This window comes from Alkalihalobacillus sp. BA299 (assembly GCF_017745675.1).
In the GTDB taxonomy this organism is placed as follows: Bacteria; Bacillota; Bacilli; order Bacillales; family Bacillaceae_F; genus Alkalihalobacterium.
Genome location: NZ_JAFLJM010000014.1, coordinates 32,137 through 47,929, shown reverse-complemented (window position 1 = coordinate 47,929; position 15,793 = coordinate 32,137). Strand labels below are relative to the sequence as shown.

18 protein-coding genes are annotated in these 15,793 nt (G+C 33.3%); 7 read left to right on the top strand and 11 right to left on the bottom strand.

From position 1 onward, the window contains the following. Positions 1-7: 7 nt before the first annotated feature. From J0N78_RS17605 to J0N78_RS17565, 9 genes are all read right to left on the bottom strand, one after another. Complete coding sequence (locus J0N78_RS17605) at positions 8-2,083, bottom strand: VirB4 family type IV secretion system protein (protein ID WP_209124393.1); 2,076 nt, start codon at positions 2,081-2,083, stop codon at positions 8-10. After that, complete coding sequence (locus J0N78_RS17600; protein WP_209124391.1) at positions 2,049-2,936, bottom strand: hypothetical protein; 888 nt, start codon at positions 2,934-2,936, stop codon at positions 2,049-2,051. Before J0N78_RS17600 ends, J0N78_RS17605 begins: the two co-directional genes overlap by 35 nt. Continuing rightward, positions 2,937-3,284, bottom strand: a complete 348-nt coding sequence (locus J0N78_RS17595) for a PrgI family mobile element protein (RefSeq protein ID WP_209124389.1) — start codon at positions 3,282-3,284, stop codon at positions 2,937-2,939. Positions 3,285-3,372: 88 nt separating this feature from the next. Then, a complete protein-coding gene (locus J0N78_RS17590; protein WP_209124387.1) occupies positions 3,373-3,744 on the bottom strand; it encodes a hypothetical protein in 372 nt (123 codons plus the stop codon). A 277-nt stretch (positions 3,745-4,021) separates the two neighbouring features. Next, positions 4,022-4,300, bottom strand: coding sequence for a hypothetical protein (locus J0N78_RS17585; protein WP_209124386.1), 279 nt, complete (start codon positions 4,298-4,300; stop codon positions 4,022-4,024). 14 nt (positions 4,301-4,314) lie between these two features. After that, positions 4,315-5,589, bottom strand: a complete 1,275-nt coding sequence (locus tag J0N78_RS17580) for a DUF3854 domain-containing protein (protein ID WP_209124385.1) — start codon at positions 5,587-5,589, stop codon at positions 4,315-4,317. A gap of 39 nt (positions 5,590-5,628) precedes the next feature. Beyond that, on the bottom strand, positions 5,629-5,967 hold the full coding sequence (locus J0N78_RS17575; RefSeq protein WP_209124384.1) for a DUF4258 domain-containing protein: 339 nt from the start codon (positions 5,965-5,967) through the stop codon (positions 5,629-5,631). Positions 5,968-6,170: 203 nt separating this feature from the next. Continuing rightward, on the bottom strand, positions 6,171-7,892 hold the full coding sequence (locus J0N78_RS17570; RefSeq protein WP_209124383.1) for a DNA translocase FtsK: 1,722 nt from the start codon (positions 7,890-7,892) through the stop codon (positions 6,171-6,173). A gap of 5 nt (positions 7,893-7,897) precedes the next feature. Continuing rightward, positions 7,898-8,113, bottom strand: a complete 216-nt coding sequence (locus tag J0N78_RS17565; protein WP_209124381.1) for a helix-turn-helix domain-containing protein — start codon at positions 8,111-8,113, stop codon at positions 7,898-7,900. 501 nt (positions 8,114-8,614) lie between these two features. Between J0N78_RS17565 and J0N78_RS17560 the strand changes: the two genes are divergently transcribed. The 7 genes from J0N78_RS17560 (at position 8,615) to J0N78_RS17530 (ending at position 14,353) form a co-directional block, all read left to right on the top strand. Then, entirely contained in the window at positions 8,615-9,547 is a 933-nt protein-coding gene (locus tag J0N78_RS17560) for a Rad52/Rad22 family DNA repair protein (RefSeq protein ID WP_209124379.1), read from the top strand. A gap of 83 nt (positions 9,548-9,630) precedes the next feature. After that, positions 9,631-10,764, top strand: a complete 1,134-nt coding sequence (gene dnaN, locus J0N78_RS17555) for a DNA polymerase III subunit beta (protein WP_209124378.1) — start codon at positions 9,631-9,633, stop codon at positions 10,762-10,764. Between the two features lie 97 nt (positions 10,765-10,861). Next, on the top strand, positions 10,862-11,209 hold the full coding sequence (locus J0N78_RS17550) for a hypothetical protein (RefSeq protein ID WP_209124377.1): 348 nt from the start codon (positions 10,862-10,864) through the stop codon (positions 11,207-11,209). A 21-nt stretch (positions 11,210-11,230) separates the two neighbouring features. Then, positions 11,231-11,803, top strand: a complete 573-nt coding sequence (locus tag J0N78_RS17545) for a hypothetical protein (RefSeq protein ID WP_209124376.1) — start codon at positions 11,231-11,233, stop codon at positions 11,801-11,803. Beyond that, entirely contained in the window at positions 11,763-12,443 is a 681-nt protein-coding gene (locus J0N78_RS17540; RefSeq protein WP_209124375.1) for a hypothetical protein, read from the top strand. The genes J0N78_RS17545 and J0N78_RS17540 overlap by 41 nt, the downstream gene beginning before the upstream one ends. Positions 12,444-12,498: 55 nt before the next feature. After that, positions 12,499-13,485, top strand: coding sequence for an MPN domain-containing protein (locus tag J0N78_RS17535; protein ID WP_209124374.1), 987 nt, complete (start codon positions 12,499-12,501; stop codon positions 13,483-13,485). Beyond that, the gene (locus tag J0N78_RS17530) at positions 13,478-14,353 is read left to right on the top strand and encodes a ThiF family adenylyltransferase (RefSeq protein ID WP_307794967.1); all 876 of its coding nucleotides are present in this window, start codon (positions 13,478-13,480) and stop codon (positions 14,351-14,353) included. Before J0N78_RS17535 ends, J0N78_RS17530 begins: the two co-directional genes overlap by 8 nt. A 41-nt stretch (positions 14,354-14,394) precedes the next feature. On the opposite strand, the gene J0N78_RS17525 is transcribed toward J0N78_RS17530, so the two are convergent. Both J0N78_RS17525 and J0N78_RS17520 read right to left on the bottom strand, forming a co-directional pair. Further along, a complete protein-coding gene (locus J0N78_RS17525; protein ID WP_209124372.1) occupies positions 14,395-14,841 on the bottom strand; it encodes a hypothetical protein in 447 nt (148 codons plus the stop codon). Positions 14,842-14,862: 21 nt separating this feature from the next. Continuing rightward, positions 14,863-15,780, bottom strand: coding sequence for a hypothetical protein (locus tag J0N78_RS17520; protein WP_209124371.1), 918 nt, complete (start codon positions 15,778-15,780; stop codon positions 14,863-14,865). Positions 15,781-15,793 lie beyond the last annotated feature (13 nt).

Sequence of the window (15,793 nt, the reverse complement as noted above, 5' to 3'; positions counted from 1 at the left end):
CCTTGACTTACCTTTGTTGGAGCCGTTTCCGTTTAAGTAGTTCTTCTAGTACCGCTGTGTTAGACTCAATGAATGTTAATTCATCTTCGGAAGGATCTGTTTGTAACCATACCGAGCTTTTACCAACACGGTAAATTCCTTCACCCTTGTTAGGATTTCCGAATAATATATCGATCTCTCCATCTGTTAAATCAAAGTTTTCACGTATTTTCTTTAAATCTATTTTATTTTGTTGTAAGAATAAGTAAGAGAATGTGGAGGTTAAGATACCTCTTGACTTTGGATTTTCTAAAATACGAACAAAATCTTGGGAAGCATATAATAAACCACCATTTCTTTTTCTTATACGACGTGCAACCTTCTCAAAGAAGGAGACCGTTTGATCATTATCTACGAATTGCCAGAGTTCATCGCAAACTATTAATTTCTTTTTTGTTGCATTTTCACTTGATTTTGCAAAATACTCCCATAAATAATTCAAAATAACGTGGAAGGCAATAGGTCTTAAAAAACCTTCTTCCAACTGTGAAATATTAAAATTTACAAGTCTTGCATTTTGAAGGTTTTGAGTTACACCTTTACCAAGAAAAGTTTGTCCGTCAAAAATTGGCTTACTACCATCTTTTAAGAATGGTCGAGTTGCAGCAATTAATCGTTCTGCTTTTGTTTCCTCTCCAAACTTTTTTACGACATAAGCGTAAATTTCACTTAATTCAGGTTCAGGCTTTCGAGCTTTTGATTGAATAATTTGCCCATCAACCTCAGTTACTTGATTTGAATATAAAGAGGAAGGGTGAGTAGTAATTTCGTGTTCATCAAAAACCGCTTTAATTGCTTCTTCTAGGTAGTTACGTTCAAAAACGGTTAATCCTTCATCTTCACTATTTTTCCCTCGAATGATAATGTCAAAGAAACTTAATATCTCAGAAACTTTCTCGCGAATTGGTACAAAGCGGATATATTTCTTTCCATTTTTTTCAATGATTTCTTTATCATCGGCATCTTCAAGCAATTCAAGTTCTTCATCTTCTTCGTCAAGAGGAATGTCAGTGAAATTAATTGCACAAGGATTAATAACAATATCCGATTCTTCACTTATATTAAGATTAATTCCTCCTAATCTCTTAGTTAATCTAGTAAACTCTCCTTCTGGATCGATTATGCCAGAATACAAGTTTGCTCCAGTTAAATTACGAGCAATAATTAATTTCATTGCTAAAGATTTTCCCGAACCTGGTATCCCGAACAAACCCATGTTATAGTTTGGGGGTTTTACTTCTTCATTTCCAAAGTTATTAATAAATTCTTTTTGCGCTGTGATTTTATTGATACCAATAGGTACACCACCTATATACTTACCACTTCCACTGATAAATGGAGCAAATGTACTTAGCGCTCGACGATCGATATTTCTTAAAGAGTCTTGAAGTTCATTTTTACCGATTGGTAATACAGACATTAATCCTTTTTTTACTCTTGACCAAGTTGTTGCTAATTTAAAAAATTGCCCGGCCATTTCATCTTCTAAGGACTCACTATACCGTTCTAAATCCTTTTCGCTATGTCCATATAACATACCTAATACTGAAACATTGAACATATCATTCTCAGAGAATTGGATTTCATCGGCTAATTGTGTGGTATCCATGATTTTTGTCTTTAAGTCATTAATTTGGTCTATATTACCTCTTTTGGTTTGCCAACTAAGGTTTGATTGAAGCATTGTTTCTTGACGCTGTAATGTCCGAATAGCATCTGTTTTGGAAACTTTATGTACATCAATTAACAAGTCAATTTCACCGCTAGATGATAATGAGTACATCCAATTAGTTTGCATTTTACGAGGATAACCATCTGGTGGAATGTAGAAAGGACGAAAATACGTTTTTGTCCCTAGAGATTGTTTCATAACCCCAAAATCAGGATCATTAATAGTAATACCATCTGGTGCAATCACATCCCAAATATCACCTTTTGTGTCCATTTGATATTCTGGAACAGCTGTATTTTTTGGAGCATCTACATTTTTTGTTTCATTCTGTTCTTGTTCAACCTGCTTTTTCTTCTTTTTTAGAAGACTCATTGTCAATCATCTCCTTGACCAGTTCTATTCTTCTTGCACTTTGATCAGCTGTAACATAAAGAGAAAGCATTTCTTTCATACGAATATCTTTAAATTTATTTTTTATCGCTTTTCTTCGATTAAAAGCATAGTAAAGGACCTCTACAATCCCTTCACTCGTTAATAATTCAACATTCATATGTGCTTTTCTTAAAGCACTCTTTGCAGCATTGAATCTCCGGTATAGTTCTGCAAAAGCTTTTTCAACAATTTTTTCTTCTAATTCATCCTTATCTTCTGCTGTTATTTGTTTTGCATCAACTTGATAAGTAAAAACTAAATAACGTTTTGTTTCATATCTTGGAGCCATTGCTTGCCATTTAACTAAATCTTCAATTAGATCTTTACCATATTGAATAGCATTAGGTGGCATATCTTCCTGTTCAAACATTGACTTACGCATTTCTTCAATCGGTTCTGAAAGGTCAATATAGCGATTTTGTAAATAGAATTGGACATTATAGTTAATAGCTGCTAACCATTTTTCAAATGCTACATCTATAGCCTCTTGTTCATCTTGAGATAACAGAAAGTAGTTAACTGGCTCTACTTCTGAAACTAGAACAAAACGATTGTTCTTATATCGAATCATGTGATTAGATATTTCCTTTACATCGGAAAACAGACTTTTAAAAATTTCGGGGTCTTGTTGATTGACCTCTTTTGTTTTAGTTGAGGTATTTTTAACTTTATATGGTGTCCCATCACCTACATCTTCTTTAGATTTCCATGGTAAAATTGGTTCTTTTAGCATAATACGAACAAAAACATATAAAACTAGGGCGAACCCTCCCATGAATAATAAATCTTTCAATTACATTCCCTCCATCCATTTAGCGGGTTTACGTCCTTTTCTCCATACGCCGATTTGTTTTTTATAGCCATATTTAGTAATAAGATAGCGGTCAAAATACATATGATATTTTGATTTTCGTATAAAACCTAAAACTGCTACTACTGCTGCTACGGGTAGAGCGGATATAAAGCAAGTAATTATTGCAAAGAGAGCATTAAAGCCAACTGTTAAATTCCAAATGACTGGTATATAAGCATAAACAACAGCTCCACCCGCTATTAGATAAATCAATTGTCTTTTTGATAAAACGCCTAATAAAGTTTTTTGTTCAGAACTCATATCTATTGGTACGGTTACTTTTCTCATATGAAGTTTCACCCTTTTCTTAGATAAAAAATGACCCCCCTTACTTTTCATAAGAGGGGATATGTAGCCCTATGAAGCTATTAAACTATTAACCTCCAAAGCCAGCTATGAATCCAGCAATATCGTAAGCTTTCATGATTACCCAACCACCAATGAATGCCATGCCAATTCCAACGAATCCAGCGGTACGAGCTTGTGGATTTCCCCCTTGTGCTGAAGCAAGTTTTATTCCTGCAAAAATTAAGCAAAGGATAATCCAAAAACCACCAAACGCAATGACAACACCAACTAATGTGTTAAGGTCAGAAAAGACTCCGCTACTATTAATATTAGAATCTGGGTTAATTCCGGCTTTTTTCCATTGATCGCTAGTATTAGCTAAAGCACTAACTGGAACTAATGAAAAAGTAAGAGCAACTAGAGCAAAAATCATGAACATTTTATTTTTTAAATTTTTCATTCTTTCACCTCCTTTTTGGGAAAACAAAAAGAATCCCCCGAAAAAGTACAAGTTAGACAAATCAAGATATACCTACTTAAAGGCATACAATGAGTATTGTCTTATACTCTTTCGGGGGATTCCCGTTAGCTATTATTTAATTATTTACATTTATAATGATAAACAATGTTCTACCAAAAATCAACAAAAAATTCATTGTAAAAAAGCCCTCTAAGAAAGTACTTAGAGGACTGATAAAACCTATCAACTAAAACACAAAGTCTGATAATTATATCTGTTATACCCATTGGTAATAATCAATTGCACTTTCGTTTAGCAATGACACCTTTTTATATTCTTGAAGATATGCAATAAACGAACGTAATTTTAATTGAGTACGAAATTGTAATTGTTTAAATGGATTAGAAACATTGATATAACCATTATCCAACTTATGTGTGATCGTTACTTTGGTTTTAGAAATATAAACAACTAAACTCTCTTCATGAAAATCACACGCAATATCAATAGCCATTTCCTTAGCAGATAGCTCTCTTTTATAAATATCTTTTTTCATAGAACCTAACTCCCTTAAAATAGTTTTTTTATAACTGGCAGCTTATTGTTCAAAAATAAATCATCAAGTCCCTTTCCATGATTGTCATTCCATAAAACAATGTTTGCGGAATAGCCTAGTGACTTAAGCATTTTTGTACAATCAAATAAGTGCTGTTTAACGTATGGATTGTTTATAGCGTCAGCATCAAATGCTATATTTACTATCTCTACATCCATTTCTTTAAGGTAGGGCAAGGCTAATCTCCAAGAATTAACACCAGGTAAACCAATAATCGTCGTTCCGATATCCTCTAATTCTTCGGGATCATATAATTCAACGATTTTGTCTACTGCAATATCATTCTTTAAAGGGCCTTCTCCTAGCCATACCGTTCTTGCTCTTCTTTTTGTGCTAGTTTTCCATTCTTTTAAATCCTCCGAAGGTACAGAAACATGAACGGGAGCGGGATTACCTGCACCTGTTCCACCTTCTTTATTAGCGGAAGATAACCAAAAATAGCGTTGACCCGCTGAAAGTTTGATTTCTGCTATCAATTTGCCATTCTTGTCAGTTATTGCTTTCCAATCTTTATCTATTTCTCCTTCAAAAACTTTAATATATCCTCTTGCAACTGTACATTCCACCTTATTTGGTTGTTCCACTATACGAGCTTTAAAGCCTTTAATCGCATTACGAATTGTAATGTCATTTTTGACTTCATCGACTCTATATTGGAAACCAATAATTTGATTTAAATGGTTACGAAAAGGAATTAATATTCCAGTAAATCCGTTTAAAGTATAATACTTACCGTATTTACCATCTCGAATATAAAATCCTGGGATACCCACAAAATCAGAATCGCCTAATCGTTCAGAGATTTCTTTAACCACTTGCCAGGGTTTATCAGGAAATGAACGATATTGGCGAATTTTTATTTGTGTTTCGGTTAATTGACGACTATCACTCATTAAATGAGATTTATGTTTAGCGTCAATCTGCGTACAATTGATAAGAGCTTTAAATACACGATTTAAAGCTGCATCGTCCTTTTTAGGATTATCCTCTATCTCTGGAACATTACTAAAATCGTACTTTTTAGGTTTACCTTCTAAGAAATGAAGATAGCCCGGTAATGCACTATTTTTAGCCCATTCAATATCAGAACCAACACGGATACAAACAACACGATTTTGATCATCGTGAATCATGCACCCTCCTTTATGGCCACAGATTGGACAAACCTCTCGATAGAATTCAAACCACGGTCCTCCTGGAGCTGATGTTCTCCTTAATGTTCTTCCCATTTGAAACACCCTTTCAAAAAAGTTTTTTTAATCTACACCCTAGATACAAGTTTTAAATCTTTTACGGTCATGCGGTGGCATAATTGTAATAACTGAGTAAAACTTATCAGCTTCTTGTGAAAGTACCACTACCATCGGATTATCGTCGAGGTCTTTCCCTTCGATAACAAATTTAGGTGTGTATTTTTCTAATCGAAAATTCCAACCTACTTGAACCTCACATAAATGCCCGCTAAGAATACAACGAACAATATCCCCTCTGTAATATCCGCGATTTACAAATCTCTCTTTGGTGTGTTTTCCTACTCGGATTACTCCATCTTTGTTCATTAATATTTTTTGAATATCTCTCATTATCTCTTTTTTATGTTTTTCCATTTCCTCACTCCCTTTCACTTTTTTTAGAAACTAAAAAAGCGACCTTCAGGAAGTAGCCTCATAGACACACTTGTCGTGTGTACTTGTAAGCTACGATCCTAAAGACCGCTAATAGTTTGATAGAAACCCTGCTGACCTAAAAGTTGGTCGCACACAAAAGAAAAAAGAAAAAACAATTAATAATTTAAGTATATGACTTTTGTTTATACATTTCTAGTCCTAAATAATAACTTCTTTATTTTTGCTAGGAGTGGTTTCTTCTTTAGGATAATTGGTTCCTTTATATATTTTTGAATTTGTTGGCGTATATCTTCATATGAAGGCTGCACTTTTTCTATTATTCCAGATTGTTCTAATAAAGGTTTTTCTTGATTGAGATTTCTTTGGACAACCTCGCCTAAATACGGGCATGAAGCTAAAAGTGGTAATCCCAACTCCTTTGCATAATCTTTAGATTTATTGCTAGAAGGTAATTCTTGAAGACAAAGAAGTTTAGCTGGAATTTCCTCTCTATCGTCAGTCGCTCCTACAATTTTTTGTATATACTTCTTTAATTCCTTCATCCTAGTAATATCGTTGTCCATTACCACCCAAAGTTCATCAATACTGTGATTGAGAGTATACATAGAACGTTCGTCCATATACCCTCCTGGAAAATCTATAAAAAGAGTATTGTGTCCTCTTTTGACATTAATGTAATGAAAAAGTCTATGAGTATCCCATTTAAAGGTGGGATCTTGGTAATCAAGGGGATACCATGATACATTGTTGTAAACCCAATAATGTTTTTGAAGTTCTTTTTCTGTTAAAGAATACGGCTTGAATATTTGACTCGCCCAAGATTCCCATTTTGGCGGCGTTTCCTTTGTAAATTTTAATAATTTTGTTTTTAGTTGTTGCTTATTGCTTATTCCTTCTATGACAGCTGGTGAATTTCCTAATCTCCCCAAATACATAGCAAAATTCATAATAAAAGTGGTGGTACCTTTTCCTCCTTGCGGAGACCACACTCCAATAGTACGATGTAAATCATAAGTTCCTTTGGAAAGTTTATAGGAAGAGGCTAAATCCATATTTTCAGATAGTAATCTCTCTTGATCTAAATCTTTATCTAACTCTTTATTTAAAGACTCGTTAACATCCTCTTTTTTATCATTTATTTTTACTAATATTTCCCTATATTTCCCTTCTCGGCGAGGCCCTACAATTCCGTCTTGTTCCATACGCTCCATAATGGTAGAACCCTCTTGAAAGGATATTTTCAATTCTTTTTGTAGCATATTTATACTGGCTTTTCCGTTTTCAATAACCAACTGAACTGATTCATTGTATAAATCGTCTAAATTATTCACTGAACTAGAAACAGAAGTCTGATAATTATTCTGTTCTTGAGAGCTATTTTCTGTAAGGTCATTAACGTTTTCTTTATTTGACTCTCTTTTTACTTCATTTTTACTCTCTTTATCTTGATTATTTTCTTCGGGATTAGTTGTCTCTTTTTTATTTTCCTCTTTTTGGTTTGATTGATTTGTGTTTTTATTCTTCTTTCCTTTTATTAATTCGTCATTTCCAAGACTTTGGGCCAATTCTTCATTCGTAACTGTTAGTTTATTTATCCAGGTTAAAACGCCAGATATATCGTTGAATACTATTAAATTCTTTTTTTGTGCTTCTTTGTAAGAAGGACAAATATAAAGAAAAGAACACGGGATATCTTTGTTTTCATACATTTTAAGTGTTGGTAAAACCTTATTATCGACAATGATTAAACCATATTGGTTTGTTGTTATCATTTGTCTTGCGTTAATTGTTTGAGTTTCTTGATCGAATTGACATTCCGCATACTTTTCTTCTATCGCCTTAGTAATTGTATCTATTTTTATATTTTCTAGTTCTTTAATTCCTATAAAGACTTTTATACTCATCGCTTTTACTCCATCTCTTTTGATTGTAAATAAGCATTTATTTTTCTTAATAAACTTTTGGTAAAAGGTTTTTTATAGTTTTCTACAGCTAACAAATAGCTAGGGCTCACTCCTATTTCCCTTGCAAATTCATACTGCTTTTTATTTAACCTTTTCCGTATAATTAACAATCGTTCTACATTATCCATACATTCTATATTTTTAAATTTATCTACATTCAAAGTTGGTTCTATCCCCTTTCCTTTCTTGCATGTTATATTCCAAATCCCTAAAAAATGGCAAAAAACCGCCTATGTGTTGTAGCTACAACAAATAGAGCGGTTTTCGCTTTAGCAAATATGTATTTTTTCATTGATATGTTTGTTTTTTAATATAAATAGGATTATATCATAGTTATCCTTGTTTTTGAACTAAAACTATATTAAGCTATTTCACTTTGAAAATATCTATTGTTCTTTTTGTCTTCTTCTTTTATAATAGTTTTATATTTATTTACTCTTTTTTCTTTTTTGTGCGACCTCTTTTAAGGTCAGCAGGGTAGTTATTAAACTCAGGAGCCTTTAAGGTTCAGATTATCACACGACAAGTGTGTCTATTAATCTGTTCCTTGAAGGCTCTTTTTGCATTTCAAGGAGGTGAGGCCTATCGAGTAGTTATTAAGCGGATTTTCAGATTTAGGGTGTATTTTCTTAAAAAACTTTTTTGAAAGGGTGTATTTAATTATGACAAATTGTACTCAAGAAGAAATCATGAAAATGTTACAAGAACCATTTGATGCTAATGATGTTGAATGGAGGGTGCAGCGAACTGTTAAAACGAGAAATGGAGTTAAAGCAGTCGTCATGCCTTATGTAACGAATCGTGCAATCATGTCACGTTTAGACCAAGTTTTTGGTATGGGGTATTGGAAAAATGAATTCACTTTAGTTGAAAACTTTGGTGTGAAATGCCGAATTTATGTAAAAGTGAATGACGAATGGATCTATAAGGAAGATGGAGCGGAACTTAAACCGAATGATAATATTGACCCTGTCAAGACCGCTTATTCAAACAGTCAAAAGAGATGTGCTGTACAATTTGGTATTGGCCGCTATTTATATTCTCTTGATGAAGTTTGGGTAGACTTGAAAGATAAAGGACAAAATTATCAAAAGGTTGATGGTAATGCTATGTATTGGGATGATCCAATATTGCCATCTCATGCACTTCCAGAAGGTTCTCAACAATACAACCAACCACAAGGGAGAAATAATAACACTAACCAAACAAACGACGGTCAAAATTCTAACCAACAAAATGAGATGGTTTCTCTTATGCAAGAAGCAAACAAGCTTGAAAAATGCTTAGGTTTAACCAATGCTCAGAAACTTAGAATTTTCCAACGTGTAAATCCAAATACAACTGTAAGTAAAGTTAATGAGATTTACAAAGCGGAACGAGTAGCTATAAACCGTTACATTGACCTTATTAAAGCTCCAGCTCATATCAAGAAACATATTGATAATGCGAAAGTAGATCATAAGGTAATATTACAGTGGTTAAGTGATACTTATGGTGAAGAATTCAACAGCTTCGTCAGTTTAATCACGTTTGTTGATCAAAAAACAGTGGATGCAGTAGTAGTCAAACTAAATCAAATAATTAAGGCTGCATAACATTGAGAGAGTAAGCACAAAGACAGGTTCATTCCTTCTTTGTGCTTTTTTATTTTATTAAACAAATTCGGGAGGAATATAAAATGAAATTTACAGTTAAAAAATCAGTTATCTTAGAAGGTCTTGAAAAAGCATCAAAGGGTGTTGCGAAAACTTCAACTTTACCTATTTTATCGGGTATTTTGTTAAAGGTTACCGAGGAAGAAGTAGTATTTACTGGTTCTAGTAGTGATACTTCTATTAAGGTAGTTTTACCCGTTGATAATGAAGATATTGTTGTTGAACAACCAGGTGCAACAGTCCTTCAAAGAAAAGCAGTGGACATTGTTAAAAAACTTAAAGATGGTGATGTAGTCTTTGAAACAGATAAAAAAGACTTTACTACAATTACATCAAACAGTGTGGTATTTGATATAGCAGGATTTACCGCAGAAGAATTCCCTAAACTTCCGGAGATCTCAAAAGATATTCAGCCGTCTTTTACGTTAAATGGGAAAGAGTTTCAGGATATTGTTAGAAAAACATCTTTTTGTGCTTCTACAACTGATACTCGACCAATTTTACAGGCTGTATTTTTTGATATTAAAGAAGATTGTATTGATTTTTGTGCTACGGACAGCCACCGCTTAGGAAAGGTTACATACTCCGTTAAAAATAGCGAAGAAAGTAAGTATCCCGTTCCTAGCAAATCTGTCATTGATATGACTAAAGTATTTGATTTTGAACTAGATGTTGAAGTATTTGTTCAATCAAATACCCAGGCTGTTTTTCGTAATGGTAATACAATCTTTTTATCTAGACTTTTAGAAGGAAACTACCCAGACGTTTCTAGACTGATTCCTAACGATTTTAAAACTGAGATTGCTTTGAATCGTAAAGAGTTTGAACAGTCACTTGAACAACTTGCTGTTTTATCTGATGAAGGCAAAAACAAGAGTGTTGTCAAAATGGAAATCGAGGGTTTAATGGTTTCTTTAGAATCTTCTGAACCACAGAAAGGTAAAGGAAAAGTCGAGTTAGCTTATAGCCACTTTGAAGGTGAGCCATTAACTATTTCTTTTAGCAGTAAATATGCTTTAGATGCGGTTAAGTCTTTCAGTACAGAAGAGATTAATCTTCGCTTTCAAGGGGATATGCGACCTTTTCTAGTGACTCCAGTAGAATCAAACGAAAACATGGATTGTATCCAATTGATTTTACCAGTTCGAACAACGTAATTTTTAGTGGAAGTGGGAGAATAGCATTTTTATTTTCCCCTTTTATTATTTTTCAGAGGATTCTATTCAAAAATAGACTATTTAGGGAGATAAACATATGAATTTTGATTTCGATAAATTTGTAAGCAATCTTAAACAATATGAAGTCAAAGAGGAATTAAACGAACCCAATGATAAAAAAGGTTTGTCAAAGGTTATTGAACATGTATGGTTGCATTCTTCAACTGATAGCATCAACTTTGATAGCTTTACTTTAGAAGATGTTGAAGCTGCTTTAGAAGAAATGGACGAAATCCCTTTAGTCTATGACGATGGGGGCGAAATGTTCACTTGCGATCCACACAATTTGTTTTTTGTCTTTGAGCAACTTTTTGGTGTTTGCTTTGACCTAACTAATTCTAAAAATAAACAATTTGTATTAGACGATGATGATTTATTTATCTAATACAAACGGGAGGTATGAATAATGGAAATGGATGTTTACGACCATGAATCTTATAGAATGAGTATTAGTAACTTAATCATGTTAAAGATATTTCATGATGAAGGGATTAATGTTCAAAAATTCTCTAACTTTATGGTTCACACCCAACATAATACAAGTGCTTGCAGTGAAATTTTTTGGGATGGTATTAAACAGGTGTTTGCCAATGTAAAGCTCTATGAATATGGGGATGAAATTGAGGGATTTAAGGAAAAGTATCCAGACCTTCTTACGGAAGATGGACAGTATCCTTCACCTGAAAGTATCTATACCTTTCAAGATCCAATTTTTGAGCAAGTAATATGTAGCCCATATATGAAACAATTTGAGAGTTTGTTCCCCCCTTTAACCCAACTTGATATGAGTGAGCTAGACATAGTGATCTTGCCTGATAATTCAGGGATTGCCTACTTCTGTTACTTTGCTACGTTCTATCATGAAATTGTAAAAGGGATCTTAAAGCTTAAATACGAAGCGATGAAAATGAATAAACGGTATGAGAGGGAGAAAGAGAATGGATATTCAAATCAACTTTTCAACAGAAAGTCTGCATAAATTTGATGACTTAGTAAATGTTTTGCAAAAGGATAATGGCCGAGAAACCAAATATAAGATGAGTTTAAATGACTTGTTAAGAGTTCTAAGCTCATCTACATCGGGTGCTAGAGCAGAAAGTCCCTTTTTGCCTAAGAATTGTTTTAAACACGTTAAAACATCGAGGGGTTATGAAGTCTATGTTGAAATACCTAAACAAAGATGGATGATTAACTTTAATGGAAATATGTTTGAAGTTGGTTTTCCAAGACTAATTTTCAGATACGATTGTATCTTAAGGTCTACTGAAAAAGGTAATAAATATTCTGTTGAGATAGCGAGAATTGTTGCAGTAAAAGGGAATGAACGAATTACTGGTGATACACCTTTATTTCAATTCCCCTATTCTCATGTAGAATCAAACGGAAAAGTTTGTATGGGTGGTAATAAGTTTGAAGAAATTAGTTGTCTTACCGAATTGGAAACAAAACATAATATCTTCTTTCACTCTCCTTTCTCAACTGATTGGGGAGCAAAAACCAAGTTAGGTAGAGATGTGGCAATTCTATTTTCATCTGAATTTAATCAAAAAGATTTTGATGATGAAGTGTTATTGCCAATGGATTATTCCTTTAATAAGCTATTTGCTTTAGGAATTTAATAAACAACTAAACTTTGTGATTAATAATTTATGAACCTATTGGGAGGAATTTAAAATGACTAAAAAAGCTGTAGAACAAACTAATATCTTTTCACTATTCGGATTACCGGATGAAGTTGAAGAAAAGAAACGTCGTGAGGAAGAAGAACGTAAAAAGAGACAAGAAGAGATCGCTAAACGTGCGGAAGAAGCGAAAAAGAATGCTGGATCTTCCCCTTCTTCGTCTAGTGCTAAAAAGAAAGAAGAACCGTTTGAAGTTGACCTTGATACATTCATCTATCATTTAGGTGAGCGTATTCCGGTAACAACTTACTTTACACCTGAAGAAATTGAAAACGGACTTCTTCATAAAACTAAGGACCAGGAAGAATATAAAAAAATCACTGGTAATGATGTAAGAAAGCGATTGGAAAAGGATTATCCAGACCTTGTTGCTGCATACACTGATATGGTTTATGTAAAGCAAAAAAACATGGTTATGGCCGTTCCTAAAGCTAAAAAGAAAGGTTTAAATCAAGATTGTAACAATGAGTCTTCTGCTTCTGCAGAAGACTTTGTTGTTTCTAAGAAGATACCTTTTACTATCCTACGGGATTTTACCGCTTTATCAAAAAATATATATCAAAAGCATGGCACGGAATTACATGGTGATATTTATCTTGATTTAGATAAAGGAATATTCTTTTTAGATATTCCTCAACAAATTGCATTACGAGAAACAGTAGAACGAATTGAAGATCCATATATAACAGCTCATAAACTCATGGACATTCGATTTTTAAAGGTTATGGAAATCCATTCACATCATGAGTGGGCTCCTATCCCTTCAATGACTGATAATGAAAGTGAAAGGCAAGAGAATATGTTATATGCCATAGTAGGGCGTGTTCATCATTTCTTTCCAGAAGTAACCGTTCGGTACTTTAATAAAGAAGAGCAAAGGCATATTCAATTAGAGCCTGCAATGGTTTTTGAAAATCCGTTTGATTCTGTTCCTAATGAATATGACACTTCTGTAGTGGAGGTGTATGTTCGTGGGTAATGTAATTGACCTTCTAAAGAAAGAGTATTCAAATTCCGAAAGAAAGAAGCTATATCCTATTATTGTGCAGGTAGGTGTTGGTGGAACAGGTAGCAATTTAGCACAACAAGTAGCCCAAATGATGTCACTTTTCGGTCAGCAAGGTTACTATTGTTTAGCAGATTTTGATGAAATAGAACGTAAGAATTTAAAAAATCAGTTGTTTGTTGAAGCAAATGTCGGTAAGAAAAAGGCAGATATTTTAGCCAAACGATATAGCGCAGCTTATAACATAAACATATCATCTTATACTGAGAAATTTGTTGAAGATGTTTCTACTCTTTTAAATCTCTTCAATGTAGATTATCAGAAGATAGAAGGTTTTGTTAGTTCTTATACAGTTTTACCTATCCTTATAGGTTGCGTAGATAACAACTATACGCGAAAAATATTTCATCAACTTTTCGAGCAAGTTCCCAATCTTTTATATTTAGATAGCGGGAATGAAAGTGCTGTTGTACCGTCTGATTTTCCTCAACGACCTAAAGAAAAATGGACCGATGAAGAATTAACTGCATATAACGAAAGTGGATGGACTGGGCAAGTTGTTTGTGGACTTAAACTTAAAGGCGAAACCATTTTAGAGCCTGTGGCTAGTCGCTTCCCTGAGATTTTAGAGGATGATGATGAAATTAAAAAACCTTCTGAAATGTCTTGTGAAGAGCTTTCTTCTAGTGATCCACAACGTTTATTAACCAATCGAATGGCTGCAATGGCTGTTTGTACCTATATCACTGAGTTATTTGAATGCGGGACAATTTCTAATTCAATGAGTGTTTTTCATGCTAAGAAGGGATATATGAGAAGTGAACCTATTGAAAGTAATTAATGTAAAAAGCCTATTCCTTACAGGAACAGGCTTTTTACATATTAAATTGCTAGGTTTTTTGATTCTTTGTTTAATTGAAAGTACTTAATGGAATATTTGTTCTCGAATAATGCTATTAAATCAAAATTGGTCTTTAGGAAAGTACTAAGGTCTTTTTGACTTATTGCATATAATGAGTTTTCGGTTGAGTTAGAGAATAGAGATAGATCATTTGTTACTGAAATAAAAGGCAATCCTTTTTGATTAAGGTTTGAAATGATTTTGGGAAAACCAGAATAACTTTGGTACGACTTAAAAGTAATGCTGCTATCAATAAGCAGATTTCTTTTAATAAACTCTACCTCTTGTTTTGTTTCCACTATCACTTTATTTTGAATTAAACTGCTTGAAAGCAAAAGACGTACTGTATGAGATTTACCTAGTTGTTTTTCCCCTATAAACAACACTCTTTTATGCTTATTTATGATAGTTTCTATTTCTTTAATCACATTTAAGTCTACCTTTCTTAATTAGAGGTATCGGTTAATTACTGATACACTCAATGCAATATTTTCTTGGTTAACACCGTTTCTTTCTTCAATACTTTTCACTACGGTCTCTATGAGAGCATTTAACTCCCCTTCATTCATTAATTCAAGAATAGATATATTGACATAAACCTTTTCATAATTAGCCATTTCTACAGGTGTATCTTCATAGACTGGAAGATATTTAGACATATTACTTAAATCATTCGTATTTAAATAGTGTAAAGTTATCTCCCCTATTTTAGTGTTTGGAAGTTGTAATGATGACCAAAGATGAATCTCCCAAGTTTCTGACCCTTGATTATGCAAAAGACACATTAAATACTTTTGTGGATCTATAAAATAGATATCGTTATATGGTGCTAAAATCCCTTGTAGCTCTTTATTTTCATTTGATACAGTCTTAACCCCTCTTATATCCCTTTCGTCTAAGAAAGCCCTTAAAGAGCCTAGCAGGGTTATGTCCATAAACACCTCTTGTAACAACCCTCTAATATCCTCGAATTTTGTTATACACCATCTAACTAATTTTTGAGAGGTTTCTGTTCTAATAATTTCAGGGAAATCTTGCCCCCCAGCTTCAAATAACATTGAAGGTATTTGTTCTTTCAGCATTCCTTCTGAACGAGATAGCCATTCATCTGGTATAACTGTTTCCTCATGTTCGATAAACTCTCTAGCAATAAAGTAACCGTTGTAATATTGAGTTTTCGCACTTTCATATAGCATATCTTGAAATTCTTCTCGATAATTCTCAGAAATGAGTGGATTAAATTTATTTGCATAAAAATAAAACATTCTAGCATAATCTTCTAAAAACTGATTATTGTTATCAAAATGGTGCTTTAGTTTTTCTTGAGTAAATTCATTAATTAATTCTTGTTTATTTACAGTAGCCATATTAGATCATCCT

What these genes read in the sequence shown, in the direction of transcription:
- J0N78_RS17540 (WP_209124375.1), top strand. Translation starts at nt 11,763, where the DNA reads ATGGATATTCAAATCAACTTTTCAACAGAAAGTCTGCATAAATTTGAT.
- J0N78_RS17570 (WP_209124383.1), bottom strand. Translation starts at nt 7,892, where the DNA reads ATGAGTATAAAAGTCTTTATAGGAATTAAAGAACTAGAAAATATAAAA.
- J0N78_RS17575 (WP_209124384.1), bottom strand. Translation starts at nt 5,967, where the DNA reads ATGGAAAAACATAAAAAAGAGATAATGAGAGATATTCAAAAAATATTA.
- J0N78_RS17595 (WP_209124389.1), bottom strand. Translation starts at nt 3,284, where the DNA reads ATGAGAAAAGTAACCGTACCAATAGATATGAGTTCTGAACAAAAAACT.
- J0N78_RS17520 (WP_209124371.1), bottom strand. Translation starts at nt 15,780, where the DNA reads ATGGCTACTGTAAATAAACAAGAATTAATTAATGAATTTACTCAAGAA.
- J0N78_RS17590 (WP_209124387.1), bottom strand. Translation starts at nt 3,744, where the DNA reads ATGAAAAATTTAAAAAATAAAATGTTCATGATTTTTGCTCTAGTTGCT.
- J0N78_RS17605 (WP_209124393.1), bottom strand. Translation starts at nt 2,083, where the DNA reads ATGAGTCTTCTAAAAAAGAAGAAAAAGCAGGTTGAACAAGAACAGAAT.
- J0N78_RS17580 (WP_209124385.1), bottom strand. Translation starts at nt 5,589, where the DNA reads ATGGGAAGAACATTAAGGAGAACATCAGCTCCAGGAGGACCGTGGTTT.
- J0N78_RS17535 (WP_209124374.1), top strand. Translation starts at nt 12,499, where the DNA reads ATGACTAAAAAAGCTGTAGAACAAACTAATATCTTTTCACTATTCGGA.
- J0N78_RS17545 (WP_209124376.1), top strand. Translation starts at nt 11,231, where the DNA reads ATGGAAATGGATGTTTACGACCATGAATCTTATAGAATGAGTATTAGT.
- J0N78_RS17585 (WP_209124386.1), bottom strand. Translation starts at nt 4,300, where the DNA reads ATGAAAAAAGATATTTATAAAAGAGAGCTATCTGCTAAGGAAATGGCT.
- J0N78_RS17550 (WP_209124377.1), top strand. Translation starts at nt 10,862, where the DNA reads ATGAATTTTGATTTCGATAAATTTGTAAGCAATCTTAAACAATATGAA.
- J0N78_RS17560 (WP_209124379.1), top strand. Translation starts at nt 8,615, where the DNA reads ATGACAAATTGTACTCAAGAAGAAATCATGAAAATGTTACAAGAACCA.
- dnaN (WP_209124378.1), top strand. Translation starts at nt 9,631, where the DNA reads ATGAAATTTACAGTTAAAAAATCAGTTATCTTAGAAGGTCTTGAAAAA.